The sequence below is a fragment of the Cryobacterium zhongshanensis genome (assembly GCF_022760445.1).
In the GTDB taxonomy this organism is placed as follows: Bacteria; Actinomycetota; Actinomycetes; order Actinomycetales; family Microbacteriaceae; genus Cryobacterium; species Cryobacterium algoricola.
The window spans coordinates 1,197,845-1,212,120 of the sequence record NZ_JALGAR010000001.1 but is presented as its reverse complement, the minus strand read 5'-3'; the positions used below and the strand labels follow the sequence as shown (position 1 = coordinate 1,212,120).

General features: G+C 65.3%; 8 protein-coding genes. 2 read left to right on the top strand and 6 right to left on the bottom strand.

Annotated features, from left to right (window positions below):
• Nucleotides 1-10: 10 nt before the first annotated feature.
• Nucleotides 11-2,563, bottom strand: coding sequence for a transglycosylase domain-containing protein (locus MQH31_RS05450; protein WP_243011220.1), 2,553 nt, complete (start codon nucleotides 2,561-2,563; stop codon nucleotides 11-13).
• A 142-nt stretch (nucleotides 2,564-2,705) separates the two neighbouring features.
• On the opposite strand from MQH31_RS05450, the gene MQH31_RS05445 reads away from it, so the two are divergent.
• Complete coding sequence (locus tag MQH31_RS05445) at nucleotides 2,706-4,994, top strand: putative bifunctional diguanylate cyclase/phosphodiesterase (RefSeq protein ID WP_243011219.1); 2,289 nt, start codon at nucleotides 2,706-2,708, stop codon at nucleotides 4,992-4,994.
• Here the strand turns inward: MQH31_RS05445 and MQH31_RS05440 are convergent.
• From MQH31_RS05440 to MQH31_RS05420, 5 genes are all read right to left on the bottom strand, one after another.
• On the bottom strand, nucleotides 4,986-5,771 hold the full coding sequence (locus MQH31_RS05440) for a glycosyltransferase family 2 protein (RefSeq protein ID WP_243011218.1): 786 nt from the start codon (nucleotides 5,769-5,771) through the stop codon (nucleotides 4,986-4,988). The two genes, MQH31_RS05445 and MQH31_RS05440, sit on opposite strands and share 9 nt — an antisense overlap.
• Entirely contained in the window at nucleotides 5,768-7,189 is a 1,422-nt protein-coding gene (locus MQH31_RS05435) for a PIG-L family deacetylase (RefSeq protein ID WP_243011217.1), read from the bottom strand. The genes MQH31_RS05440 and MQH31_RS05435 overlap by 4 nt, the downstream gene beginning before the upstream one ends.
• A complete protein-coding gene (locus MQH31_RS05430) occupies nucleotides 7,186-8,280 on the bottom strand; it encodes an acyl-CoA dehydrogenase family protein (protein ID WP_243011216.1) in 1,095 nt (364 codons plus the stop codon). The genes MQH31_RS05435 and MQH31_RS05430 overlap by 4 nt, the downstream gene beginning before the upstream one ends.
• A gap of 243 nt (nucleotides 8,281-8,523) precedes the next feature.
• On the bottom strand, nucleotides 8,524-9,387 hold the full coding sequence (locus MQH31_RS05425) for an ADP-polyphosphate phosphotransferase (protein WP_243011215.1): 864 nt from the start codon (nucleotides 9,385-9,387) through the stop codon (nucleotides 8,524-8,526).
• Entirely contained in the window at nucleotides 9,384-11,975 is a 2,592-nt protein-coding gene (locus tag MQH31_RS05420; protein WP_243011214.1) for a plasma-membrane proton-efflux P-type ATPase, read from the bottom strand. The genes MQH31_RS05425 and MQH31_RS05420 overlap by 4 nt, the downstream gene beginning before the upstream one ends.
• A gap of 571 nt (nucleotides 11,976-12,546) precedes the next feature.
• On the opposite strand from MQH31_RS05420, the gene aspT reads away from it, so the two are divergent.
• Nucleotides 12,547-14,256, top strand: a complete 1,710-nt coding sequence (gene aspT / locus MQH31_RS05415) for an aspartate-alanine antiporter (RefSeq protein ID WP_243011213.1) — start codon at nucleotides 12,547-12,549, stop codon at nucleotides 14,254-14,256.
• The last annotated feature ends 20 nt before the right edge of the window (nucleotides 14,257-14,276 follow it).

The window sequence follows — 14,276 nt, the reverse complement described above, 5'->3', positions numbered from 1 at the left end:
CCTGCGCGGCTCAGCCTGCCGCAGTGGCGAGGCGTCCGACCACGATCGTGACCGCGTCGCCCGGTCGGGCTCCGCTCCCTGCCGCCGGCGAGGTCGTGATGACCGTGCCGACCAGGGCGGGGTCGCTCACGGTGGTCTCGTTCTTCACCACGGCGAAGTTCGACAAGGCCGCCCGGGCTTCGGCCTCACGTTTTCCGGTGACGTCCGGCACGACCACGAGCGCCGCGTTGCTCGTGCGCACCGTCACCGCGGAGCCGCGCGAGGCGCTTGTGCCCCCGGCGGGGTCGGTGTTCGCGACAACGCCGGCAGGCAGTTCGGAGTCGGTGACTCCGCCGTTCACGAAGAGGAATCCTGCGGACTCGAGCGTCGACTGCGCCTGCGCGATGCTCTTGCCGCGGAGGTCGGGGATCGGGACCTGCACGGCGTTGACGATGGCGCCGGAGGCGACCGGGAAGGCGTCTCCGCCGTACTTGGCGTTGGCGACGCTCATCACGACGGGCCACATCCGGTGCCGGGCCGTGGCCGCGGGACCGCTGTCGAACCGGGTGGTGCGCTGGTCGCGGTCTCCGGTGACGCTCATCACGCCGACGACAGTGGCGACCTTGGTCGAGGCACCGCTCATCCAGGTGTCCTTGTTGCCGTCCGTGGTTCCGGTCTTACCGATCATCGAGACTTTCGGAGTCGTCGAGACATAGGAAGCATGCGCGGTTCCATTACCGCTGGTCATGACCTGCTGCATCGCGGTCGTCATGCCCGCGGCCACGGCCGGATCGACGGACTGGGTGCACGTGCTCGCGGGCACCGGGATCGCGGCTCCGTCCGTGCCGGTGATGCGGTCGATCACGATGGGGCTGCAGGTGGTGCCCTTGTTGGCGATGCCGGCGAAGGCGACCGCCATGCTCAGCGGCGCGACCTCGTTGGTGCCGAGCACCGCGGAGGCGCCCTCCTGCAGGGGGTCACCGTCGGCTCGGGTCACACCGAAGGCCTCTGCGGTCTTGCGGATGCCGCACAGGTCGAGTTTCTTGGCCATGCCGATGAAGCCGGTGTTGATCGACCCGATCGTGGACTCGAGGGCACTGTAGTTGGCGCCGGCCTCACCGGAGTCGTTCTTGGGGTTGAAGACGAAGCTCTGGTTTCCGAGGCAGCTGTCCCGGAAGGTGCCCCAGTTCGACTTTCGTTTGGAGTCCACGCGTTCGTTGAGCGAGTGGCCCTCGGTGAGCCACTCGGCGAGGGTGAAGACCTTGTACGTCGATCCCGGCTGGAAGCCATGCGAGCCGCCCTGATCGACGTTGGTGTTGTAGTTGATGCCGGTCAGGTTCGAACCCGTGATCGGCACATTCGGGTCCTGGCTGTATTCCTTGTTCTGCGTCATCGCGAGCACCTTGCCGGTGCCGACGCCGACGGAGACGATCACGCCACCCACGTCCCAGCCGGGGTAGGTGTCGGGAACGTTGGCCTTCAGCGTGGTCTCTGCGGCGTTCTGGAGGTCCAGGTCGAGGGTCGTGTACACGTTGTAGCCGCCGCGACGGAAGTTCGCGAGGCGCGTGGCCTCATCCGCTCCGAAGGTCGTGTTGTTCTGCAGGGTGTTCACAACGAGGTCGCAGAAGAACGCACTGCCGGCGGCGGTCTGGCAGCCGGTCGACGGCACGTGGATGTTCGGCTCAATGAGCGAGGCGATTGCGGCATCGTGGTCGACCTGGTTGATCTTGCCGTACTTGAGCATCTGATCGAGGACGTAGTCGCGGCGGTCCTTGTTCGCGGCGTAGCCGTTCGCGGCGCCGTTGGTCACGCTGTCCGGCTGGTCGAGCTGGAACTTGACCGGGTTGTTCACGATCGCGACGAGGCTCGCCGCCTGCGGGAGCGTCAGCGTGAGCGCGGTCGCGCCGAAGTAGTACTCCGCGGCCGATTCGATGCCGTAGACGGTGCCGCCGAAACCGGTGATGTTCAGGTACGAGCGGAGGATGTCGTCCTTCGCATACTTCTTCTCCACGCCGATCGCGAGCCGCATCTCCTTGAGCTTGCGGTCGGGAGACTTTGCGATCGCCGCGTCATAACAATCCGACTTCTTCACCTCATCGGTGAGCACTTCGCACTTCTGCACGAGGACGTTCTTCACATACTGCTGCGTGATCGAGGAACCACCGCGCACGTCTCCCGTGGCTACGGTCGTGACGATCCCGGTGAGCGTGCCTTGCAGGTCGATGCCGCCGTGTTCGTAGAAGCGCGGGTCCTCGGCGGAGGTCGCGGCGTCCTTGACGAACTGGTTGATCGCGTCGGACCCGACCTCGACCCGGTTCTGGTCGTAGAAGGAGGCCAGAAGAGCCTCGGATCCGTCGGAGCGGGTCGCGTAGATGTTGCTCTTCTGCGAGAGCTGGTCGATCTTCAGGTAGTCCGGCAGGTTCTCGAAGACATTGATCGCGTTCGTCGCGGCGAGACCGGAGAGCCCCAGGGCGGGCGTCACGGCTGCCGCCACCAGAACGCCGGCAACGGCACTCATCGCGACGAAACCCAGTAATCCGCCGAGAGCGTCGAAATGTCGCCGTGTGTTCGGCTTTGTATTCACGTGTCCCCCATTTTTATACCCGGCCGTGCGGCAAATCAATCGCCGCTCCGGCTCCCCCGGGATCAATCTATATCGAGATGCCGCACGTTGGGGTTTATTTCGGACGAGACCGACGCAGCTAGGTTTATCGAGAGGGAGAACTATGCCAGCCGAGATCAGCACCGAGCGCGTCAGCGCGACTCGACGAACGGGCCGATTCGGCCGATGGCCGAACTGGGCCCTCGGGCTGCTTGTGGCCGCATTCGCGGTCGCCACGATCTTCGGGACCGCGGGCGACGTGAGTTCGCTCGTGCTCGGATTCTTCGCGTTGTGGATTCCCGCTGTCGTGTGCTGGGTTGCGATCGCACAGGGGCGATCCCGGCGCAGGGACCTGTACCTGATGTCCGCTGCCGTGACGGTGCTCGCGGCCGGGGACACGTACTTCGCACTGGCGACGACCGGGGGTGTGTCCCTGCCGCATCCGTCCTGGGCGGATGTCGGTTTCCTCGGTTTCTACCCGCTCATGTTCGCCGCGCTCGTCGTTCTCGCGAGGCGCAACATCCGGGGTCTCGCGTCTCCGATCGTCCTGGACAGCGCCGTCGGCTCTCTCGGCGCGGCGGCCCTGCTCGCCGTGCTGCTCGATCCGATCCTCAAGGCGGCCGTCGCGGCCCCTGGATCGTTCTCCACGACGGTCGCGTTCGCATATCCCCTCGGTGATGTCCTGCTCGTCGCCTTCTTCGTCGGGATTGCGGCCTCCCACGGCACCGCCATCGGACCAGGCTGGACCCTCCTCGTCCTCGGTCTCGCTATCTTCACCGCCGCCGATATCGTCAGCGTGTCCCTGCACCTGAACGGCCTCTACGTCATCGGAAGCCCCCTCGACATCGGCTGGCCGCTGAGCCTCGCGTTGATCGCGTCTTCGGTCGACAGGGAGGCGCGCCTCGGCTCGCAGCCACCCCGTTCGACCAGGGCGCTCCCCGAACAGACGGTTCCCGCGATAGCCACGGCCGCCGGGCTCATTGTCCTGATCCTGGGAACGCAGCTGAAGATCTCCCCGCTCGCCGTCGTCCTGGCGGCCCTGACCCTCGCCCTGGCGGCAGTGCCCCTGGTCTTTCGCCAGCGCATCCGCATTGCGGACGCCCATCGCCAGGCACGGACCGACGAACTCACCGGGTTGCCCAACCGCCGTGCCCTCTACGCCGATGTGCCCGCACTGCTGTCCGCGAATCCGCACCGGACCAGCGCGCTCCTCTTGCTCGATCTCGACAAGTTCAAGGAGGTCAACGACAGTCTCGGTCACGATGTCGGCGACCTGCTGCTGTTCCAGGTCGCCGGCCGGATCTCGGGTCAGCTGCGCACCGAGGACCTCTTCGCGCGCGTCGGTGGTGACGAGTTCGTCATCTTTCTCGATGGCTCGGATTCGGTCAGGGCGGAAGCGGTGGCCCTGAAACTGCGCGCGACACTGGCCCAGCCGTTCATCCTCGCGGGCATCTCGGTGCAGGCCAGTGCCAGCATCGGGATCGCCGGCTACCCCGACCAGGGGGAAGACCTGACCATGCTCCTCCGCAAGGCGGACATGGCGATGTACACGGCGAAGGCGACCCACAGCGGCCATCACGTCTACCGGGGCACGGACGACACTCACGGGGAGGATCGGTTGCACCTGCTCGAGGAGTTGCGCCTCGCACTTGTCGACGACCAGTTGGTGATGCACTACCAGCCCAAGATCGACCTCAAAACGGGCGACGTCTGCGGGGTCGAGGCCCTCGTCCGCTGGAACCATCCGACGCGCGGCTTGCTGCAGCCGGACGATTTCCTCGGTCTCGTCGAGGAGTCCGGGCTCATGCACGCGATGACCGAGATCGTCCTGCGCAAGGCCCTGGACCAGGCCGCGACGTGGACGGGTCAGGGCAGGACCCTCACGATGGCCGTGAACATGTCCCCGAGCTCCTTGATCGATACGGTGCTGCCGGAACGGATCAGCGCGATGCTGGCCTCCCGAGGCCTGTCCCCCGCACTCTTGGTTCTGGAGATCACCGAGGATTTCCTGCTCTCCGACCGGGAACGCGCGCGCAGCATCCTCACCCGGCTGCAGGCAACGGGCATTCGCATCTCCATCGATGACTTCGGGACCGGATACAGCTCCCTGGCCTACCTGCGCGACCTGCCGATCGACGAGCTGAAGCTCGACAAGTCCTTCATCATCCCGATGAAGGACGATCCGCGCGCGACCGCCCTCGTAGTCTCGACAATCGACATGGCCCACAGCCTCGGTCTGCGGATGGTCGCAGAGGGGGTCGAGGACACCACGGCATACTCGGAGCTCATCGGCTTCGGCTGCGATGTCGCTCAAGGGTTCCTGATGTCCCACCCGGTCCCGGCGGCCGAGCTGGAGGACTGGTTCGCCACTCGGGCGCTGGATGGAAGCGCTCTCGGCCAGGTATCAGGCTAATCGGTTCGCTCCGGGGAGGGTGCCGGCCGCGTCGATCGCCTCCACCTCCGTCTCCCCGAGCACGCGGAGGCGAGCGGCCTGCGCGCGCAGGTAGCCGGCGAAGCCGCCGGGAGTGCGCCCGACAAGGCGCCCGCTCGTACGAACGGGGATGCGTGCCGTACGAATCTCACACACCCGCAGTCCCCGAAGCGCCGCGACGAGTGCGATGTCCTCATCGGAGTCGATCTCGGGAAACTCCCCGGCAGCGAGGTACCGGTCGGCCCGCACACCGAGATTCGCCCCGTGCACGTGCGGATGTCCCTCGACGAGCCGCTGCTCCATCGCCCAGCGATCGCGTATTTCGCCGTCGAGGCAGTCATCCGGCTCCACGGTACCGAGCACCAGATGCACGTCGTTCCTGGCGAAGGCAAGCTGGCTCGTCAGCCAATTCACCGGGACGGCGGAATCGGCATCCGTCGACGCGATCCAGGTGCGACCCGTGAAGTCCCCCGCCGATTTCAGGATGCCGCGCACCCCCGCACGCCGCGCCGCGCCGACGGCTCCCGTGTCGCTGCGGACCAGGTGCGCACCGGGGAAGCCCGCGGCAATCGACTCGGTCCCGTCAGTACAGCGGTCCAGCACGATCACGACCGATACGGTCGGGGGCACCGGATCGAGGATCGCGAGCACGGACTCGATTGCGGCTCCCAGCGCAGCGAGGCACCGGGGAAGCAAGTCCTCCTCATTGTGCGCCGGGATGACGATGACCACATGGTCGATTTCACCGGGCCCGATCACGGAACGAGTCCCTCGTCCTGGGCCACGGACCGTGCCGACTCGGGTTGCCAGACCTCGAGCAGGAAGTCGGTTTCTCGATGCGCCACGGTGCGCACGAGTCCGGGCACAGTCGCGAGTATTTCGTGGACCCGGTCGCCGCTGAGTGGATACTCCGGAACCGGATGTCTCCAATGACAGGCGATGAGGACGCCCCCAGGAGCGAGGCTGTCCCTGCACCGTTGGAAGAACCGTTCAAGGTCGATCGTCGCCAGGTAGTAGCCGACCTCGGAGACCACGATGAGATCGAAGAGACCGGAGGGCCATTCACCGGGCAGGGTCATCCGTTCGAAGCTGACGCCGGGGCGACCGCCGAGCCGTTCGCGCGCAATCGACAGCGGTTGCTCCGCGATGTCGACGGCCGTCACCGAGTCACACCGGTCGGCGAGGTCGGCCGTCAGTACTCCGATCGAGCAGCCCAGTTCCAGGGCGGTGCCGAATCGTTCGCGCGGCAGTGCAGCGAGGGTCAGCGCGCGTTTGCGACGTTCGTACCAGCGCGTCTCGAAACCCCACGGGTCGCGCGCCTCCCGGTAGAACCCGTCAAAGAACGATTTCGTCAGGGTTGCCATCCCGGGTACATCCGGGGGCGGCGCCTCGGCCGCGGTACGGTCGACGAAGATCTCGAAGCCCCTCGCGAAATGGGCGGCCATCTCCGGAGGTACGACGGCCTCGTCTCCGGGCCGGTCGGACAGCGGCCGTACCTGGCTGCGGTGCAGCGCGAGGGCCTGCGACTTCCGCACGTGATCCTCGGAGCCGAGCTCGAACCTGCGGATCAGGTCCAGCGGCCACTCCCCGTCCGGTGTCGACCAGTGCCAGGCCCAGATCGGGTACTCGAGCAGGCGGGCGCCCGCCCACGCTGCGCCCGCGGCGGCCACATCGCCGGCGAGAGTGTGGTCGGGATGCCCATCGTCACGCCACGGTGCCACGATCCAGATGCCGGTGGTTGCTCCTCCCGTTTCCGCCTCCGCACCGGAAGGCGGCGCTCCGAGCACGGACGCCAGCGCCCGCGCCCCCGCCTCCCGGTTTTCGGCAAGGTCGCCGTCGGGCAGTCCGGCGAAGTGCAGGCGAGCGGATGGCGCCAGGTGCGCGACGGCATCCGTCACCTCGGTCCTGCGCACACGCGACAGGCGTTCCCGGGTATGTGTCTGGGACGCGGGATGGGACGCTTCGCCGTCACTCAGGACGAGCACGTCGACCGGGATCCCGCGTCGTGTCGCACCGGCGATCAGGCCGCCTGCACCGAGGGTCTCGTCGTCGGGGTGCGCTGCGACGACGATCAGCCGGGCGAGATCATCGAGTTCGAGTCGTACCGCGTTCGTGATCCAGGGTGTGTCCGCCCAGGCCTGCTCAGCGGTGCCGGGGTCCCGGTGGCTGAAGGTCACCACGGTGCGTTTGCCCGTGCGCCATCGAGCAGCAGGACTCCCAGCCTGGCCTCGTCGCGCTCGGCGTGGTGCTGTCGAATGTACAACTGCAGGTCGGCGACACGCTGCGCGTGGCGGCTGTCGAAGGCGAGGGGGGAGGGCCCCAGGGCATGCCCGGCCCGCTCGATCACGCTCTCTGCAGTGCCGGCGACGAGCCCTCGCACGCGGGCCGCACGCACGGCCCCGCGTGTTCCGGTCGCGGTCCCGTCGTCGATCGACGTCGCGGCGGCCGCAAGTGCCTGCCCCGATGCCGTCAGCAGTATGTCGATCGCGCCGAGGTGAGCAAGACCGATCTGATCCGGCGTGCGCTCCTCTGCGTCCCGGTAGACGCGTCTGGCGACGCCGACGGCGCCGCCCCACCAGCAGGCCGCGACCCCGATCCCTCCCCACGCGAAGCCCGGCCGGTCGAGGTACCAGCCGTCGACGCCGATCGGCTCCGCGGGAACGCCGCGAAAGTCCACCGGGCCACTCGGAAGCGCTGCGAGTCCCCTGGCCACCCAGGTGCCGTCCGACACCGTGATTCCCGGCACGCGCAGGTCGACAACGAACAAGCGACGGGTGGTCTCCGAGGTATGCGCGGTGACGAGCGCGTGGCTGAGGGAGCCGGCGAGCGAGCACCAGGGCTTGACGCCGTCGAGCCGCCAGCCCGATTCGGTCTGGCGCGCCTCGAGGCGCGTGCCGCGTCCTTCGGCTGCGAACACGCCCCACGTTCGCCCGTCCCCGGATTCGACGTGGTGTCCAGCGCCGGAGTCGGCGGCCTGCTCGAGAATCGAAAGCGCGTCCAGGTGCGCCTCGACGACGCGGGCAGCGGTCAGGTCTGCTGCCGCGACCGTGGCGAGCGTGTCGAAGAGTCGCTCGGTCCTCCCGGAGCCGGGTCCCGCTCCGTCGAGCCGAACGCCGAGCGACACCGCCAGTCGCAGCGCCGCCTGGGTGTTCCCATTCACTTGGAAGGCGCGGTCGGCGACGACGCGCAGGTCGTCGTCGCCCGCGCCCAGCTGCGACCTGTCCAGCCGAACCGGCCCGCTCGTGATCTCAGTATCCGACTCGCTCACCACGTCGCACCGAACCCGGCCAAGGCCATCACCTGTCCCCCGTCTCACAACCGTTCATCGTGCGGAACGTCTGGTCAGCTCCCGAGTCGCTCGCTCGTATCCGGAGCACCATATCAGGAACCGCGGAAACAAAAGAGTCCCAGCCGGGGAGAACCCGACGCCGACGTGTCTTGGGCGGAAAGCGCTCAGAGCCCCACGGTCAACACATCAAGCGGTTGTGGGCTGCGCCTGACCGGCTGCTTCTCAGAGTTCAGCGCGAACGTCGGCCAATTCCTGTGCGCGTTCGGCTGTGACTGCCGGGTAGGCCATCTTCAGCCCCCTGAGCGCATCCACGATTATCTGGGACACGATGAGCCGGGCGTTCTTCTTGCTGTCCGCCGGGACCACATACCAGGGGCTGTCCCTGGTGCTCGTTGCTGTCAGGCATTCCTCGTAAGCAGAGATATATCTGTCCCAATGCCCCCGTTCGTGAATGTCAGCGAGAGTGAGCTTCCAGTTCTTTTCGGGAACATCGATCCGTTCGCGGAACCGACTCGCCTGTTCCTCTTGAGACAGGTTCAGGAAGATCTTGACGATCTTCGTCCCATTTCGGCTCAAATGCGCCTCAAGGTCCGCAATCGAGCGATACCGCTCCTTCCAGATGGACGATTCGTTGATGAGTTCAGCCGGGATACCCTCGCCGTGCAAGATCTCCGGGTGCACCCGCGCGATGAGAACTTCTTCGTAGTACGAGCGATTGAAGATGCCGATCCGGCCACGCTCGGGGAGGTGGCGGGTCGTCCGCCAGAGAAAGTCGTGCTCGAGTTCCTCGCTGCTGGGCTGTTTGAAGCTGAAGACCTGGCAACCCTGGGGGTTCACCCCGGACATGACATGTCGGATCGCTCCATCCTTTCCTGCCGCATCCATGCCCTGGAAGATCACCAATAGTGAGTAGTGTCCCGAGGCGTAGTGCAACCGTTGGAGTGCGGTCAGCTTTTTGACGTGCCGGTGCAGGACGTGCTTGTACGTTGTGTCGGCCCCCCAGACATGTGCCACGTCCGTCGCGCGGTCGGCAAGGCCCGCGTCCTTCCCTGCTTCGACGCGGAAGTCACTTGTGTCGATCTTCATGACAGGCCCTTCGTCTCCGGCGCTGCGGCGCCTTCTGGGTGAGAATCCACGTTGGCCCCGTGGGGTTCCGGTGCAGCGGAAGAGGGTGCGGCAGAGTTCGTCAGCGAGCGGCGGGTCCCCCGGTTCTTCCCTGCGGGGTCGAGGATGCGATACGCGAGGAGTTTGATGCGGTCGTTGACCAGCGCCCAGGCGATCGCGTAGCCCCACACGAAGGCGGCCCAGCCCCAGCCGAGCGGAGTCATGAAGAGCCCGTAAACGGCAATGAGGGTCGCGACGGCCTGGGTTCCCAGGACCGCGACCCACAGTATGCGGGCCGGTCGGATCGACCAGAACGGGCCGCGGGTGCGGGTCAGGAAGATGGTGAGATGCCCTGCCACCGAGAGCTTCAGGTACATCAGGGTTTGGATATGGTCGCGATCGAGGTGGAAGACATTCTCGGCCAGATAGAAGAGTCCGAAGGCGGAGATGACTCCGGCAACTCCAAGCACGGTCGATATGCCCAGCACCAGACGCATGTTCCACGCCTCTGGTGCCTTCCGATACTTCACGTTGTCGTAGGCGATGGACAGGATCGCCCCGTCGTTCAGGATGGCGAGCATCACGATCATGATCGCGGTGACGGGGTAGAAGTTGAAGACCAGGATCGACACCGTCATGAACAGCAGGACACGCAAGGTCTCTGCGATGCGGTAGATGGCGTAGGAGTTCATCCGCTGGAAGATCCGGCGGCTCTCCTCGATCGCCTTGATGATGACGGACAGACCAGGAGTGAGCAGAACGATGGCGGCCGCGGCCCTGGCGGCGTCAGTCGCTCCCGAGACTGCGATCCCGCAGTCCGCCTTCTTCAGTGCGGGCGCATCATTGACGCCGTCTCCCGTCATCCCGACAATGTGACCGCGCTGCTGCAACACGTCGACGATGTGGTACTTGTGCTCGGGGAAGACCTGGGCGAACCCATCAGCTGTTTCGATGGATTCCCCGACCGCCGCGGTCTCCTTCTTCTTCACGTCGCCCAAGCCGGACGCGTCAAGAATATTCGTGCCAAGACCGACCTTGGCGGCGGTCTCCTTGGCGATCGCGATCGCGTCACCGGTGACCATCTTCACCGTCACACCCATCGCCTTCGCTGTGGCGATGGTGGATGCGGCGTCCTCGCGAGGCGGGTCGAAGAGCGGGAGGACACCCAGGAACTGCCACGTTCCCTGTCCTTCTGCGCGGGCCACACCCAGAGACCGGAAGCCGCGTGCGGCGAAGTCATTCACAGCGGTGTCAACGGCGGAGGTGATGTCCGCGGAATTGTCGGCGAGAGCGAGGATGACCTGGGGTGCGCCCTTGGTGACCGTGAACGTCGCGCCCCGGTCGTCGGTGACGGTGGCTTCGGTGCGTTTGTGAACCGGGTCGAAGGGTTGGTAGTGCGTGACCGTGTAGGCATCCATCGCGGTCTTCTCCGGGAGACCGCCGAGGACGGCGAGGTCGATGGGGTCATCGTTTTCCGCGCGGGAAGCCAACGCACCCGCGAGCACGATATCCGCGGCCGAAGCACCGTCAAGGCTGAACGGGTCGCCCAGGGTCAGCGCGTTGCGGGTGAGTGTGCCCGTCTTATCCGCGCACAGGATGTCTACGCCGGCGAGTTCCTCGATCGCCACCAATTTGCTGACGATGGCCTTTTCCCGGGCCAGCAGCCGCGCGCCGACCGCCATGGTGACCGACAGCACGGTCGGCATCGCGACGGGGATGGCCGCAACCGTGAGCACGAGCGCGAATTGCAGTGTCGTCAGGATCGGGTCGCCCCGGAGAGTCGACACCACCACGATCACGGTCACCAACGCGAGGGCGAGGAGGATGAGATAGTTGCCGATCTTCAGGACGGCCTTCTGGAAGTGGCTGACGGTATGGGCATCCTGCACCAGACCGGCCGTCTTACCGAAGTTGGTATGGGCGCCGGTCGCATAGACGAGGGCGCCGATCTCGCCGCGGCGCACGATCGAACCCGAGAACACGGCATCCCCCGCATGACAGGTCACGGGAAGCGACTCGCCGGTCAGCGCGGACTGGTCGACCTCGATCTCGTCGCCGTCCAGCAGTCGGGCATCCGCGGGAACGATGTCGCCCAGCCGCAGACGGATCACGTCTCCGGGCACCAGTTCACGGGCGGCGGGTGTGACCCATGAACCATCGCGTCGAACGCGAGCGTTGATCGCGAGCGTGTCTTTGAGCGCTGCGATCGCATTCCCGGCCTGGCGTTCTTCGAAGAAGCCGACCAAAGCATTGGCTACGAGCAGCACGAGAATGATGAAGAAGTCCGGCCAGTGCCCGACCAGACCCGACAGGATCACCGCAATTTCGATCATCCACGGGATCGGACCCCAGAAGTAGGAGAGAAATTTCAGCAGTGCGTTGGTCGTGTGTTCTGCGATCTCATTCGGACCATACTTCGCCAGGCGTTTGGCTGCCTCGGTCTGAGTGAGCCCGTCCGGTGAACTGCCCAGCTGCTTCTCCACGTCCGCCATCGGGAGTGACTTCAGGTCGGAAGTCACCCTGGACGCCGCCGAACCGGCCGCCCCGCTCGTGGTGTTGTCTGAACTCATACCACGGTTCGCGTTCTCATCATGATCCAATCACCTGGGTTCACCATCTCCGGCGCACGCGGCGCGCGCGTCACCGTCGGTGTCGACGCCGGAAATACCAGGCCGCCTGCCGCCGAGAATGATGCTTTCATGCAAGTGTTGCACAAAATCAATATTCCAACGCTCGCCGTGCCTGCGGGTGACCTGGCTCGACCGAGAGAACTACCCGTCGCAGGCGAGAACCCTGACTCGTCAACGAGTGAAATCGGCTCAGCGAACCGCTTGCACGTCGTACTGGGGCTTATCAAGGAGCGCGGTATCGCTCGAGCGTCGTTCGCACTGAGATTCACCTGCTCGCGCTTCGGAACGGCTCCCACTTCTCGGAGCCCCCTGTCACAATCTGGAATAAAAGTCGGCGTAGTCTTAATTTATCGCATATAATTCGTGCGCGACCGCTCAGGATCGCGTCATCGGCGACGAGTTACGATGAGGCCGGTTCCGGCCAAGGCGGGAGCGTCCACGTGGCGCCGCAGTTCATCCTTCAGCTCTCACTCCGAACAAGGCCATCGCTTGATGCCTTTCCGGGCATCCAGTGAGTTTCCTCAACGATCTCTTCACCACCCAACCGCTCATCGCGCTCTTTGTCACGATCGCCCTGGGCTACTTGATCGGAAAGATCCGGATCGGCAAATTCGTCCTCGGCGGTATCGCCGGAACGCTGCTCGTCGGAGTGGTCATCGGTCAAATCGGAATCACGATCGACCCGGGAATCAAGACGATCTTCTTCGCCCTGTTCATCTACGCGGTCGGATTCCAGGGCGGTCCGCAGTTCTTCCACGCCCTGAACCGGCGGTCGCTCAACCAGCTGGCATCCGCTTTCGTGATGTGCGTGATGGGCCTGATCACGGTCCTTGTCGGAGCCTGGATGTTCGGACTCGACCGGGGTCTGGCCGCCGGGCTCGCCAGCGGCGGACTCACTCAGTCCGCCATCATCGGCACTGCAGGCGATGCGATTGCCAAACTCGGCCTATCCGCAGCGGTGACAAAGACTATGCAGACAAACGTCGCCGTCGGCTACGCCGTCACGTATATCTTCGGCTCCCTCGGGCCGATCATCCTGGTGACTTGGCTACTACCGGCCCTCAAGCGCTGGGATATCCGGGCTGAGGCGATCAAGCTGGCCGCGTCGATGTCCGGCGGTCGCACTGAACTCGATCCGGGGCAGTTCGACGCGGTCCGCCCCGTCGTGACACGGTTTTTTTCTGTTGAGGCAAAGAGTAAAGCGGCCGGGAAGACAGCCCTGGAGGTCGACACGGCTCTTTCTGATGCCGCGGTCGAGGCAATCATCCGGTCCGGCCAAGCCATCACCCTTGCCGAAACCAGCGTGATCCGTCCGGGCGACCTCATCGCACTCAGCGGGACGCCGGAATCGATGAGCGCAGGTCAGGCGTTGCTCGGTGAGGAGTCGCCGGCACCGGTTGGATTCCGTCTGGTGGAGGAATCCCGGGAGATCATCCTCACGAACAAGGCACTCGCGTCGCGAAAGATCAGCGAAATCCACGAGCACGTGAACGCGGGGACCCGTCACGGGGTGTACCTCACGCAGGCCAAGCGGATGGGAATCAACCTTCCCCTGCTCGACAAGCTCGAGTTGAACCGTGGCGATGAATTGCACTTCGTCGGCCGCCCCACAGACCTCAACCGGGTGCAGTCCAAACTGGGCTATACGATCAGGGCAGGCGCAGTGACCGACTTTGTCTTCTTCGGCATCGGAATGACCGTCGGGCTACTGATCGGCCTGATCAGCTTCACCCTGTGGGGCGTTCCGATTTCCATCGGGAGCGGCGGCGGATGCCTGCTCGCCGGCTTAATGTTCGGCTGGCTGCGGAGCGTGCACCCGCGTTACGCTGCACTTCCCCTGGGGGCATCCACGTTTCTTCGTGATTTCGGCCTCGCCGTCTTCGTCGGAATCGTGGGAATCACCGCCGGCCCGCAGGCCCTGGTCGCGATCCAACAATACGGACTCACGCTGTTCTTCCTGGGGGTTGCCGCCACCCTGATACCGCCGATTCTGACGTTCTTCTTCTCGTACTACGTCCTCCGCATCCGCAATCCCATCGAAGCACTCGCCTGCGTCGCCGGCGGGCGGAGCGCCAATCCCGCGTTCGCCGCCCTTTTGGAGAAGGCCGGGAACTCGACCCCGGTGGTCTCGTTCACGATCACGTACGCCGTCGCCAACGTGTTCCTGACCCTGTGGGGTCCGGTCATCGTTGGACTCATCACGAAAAATGCCGTCGCATAACCACTCCCGGAAAGGGAACG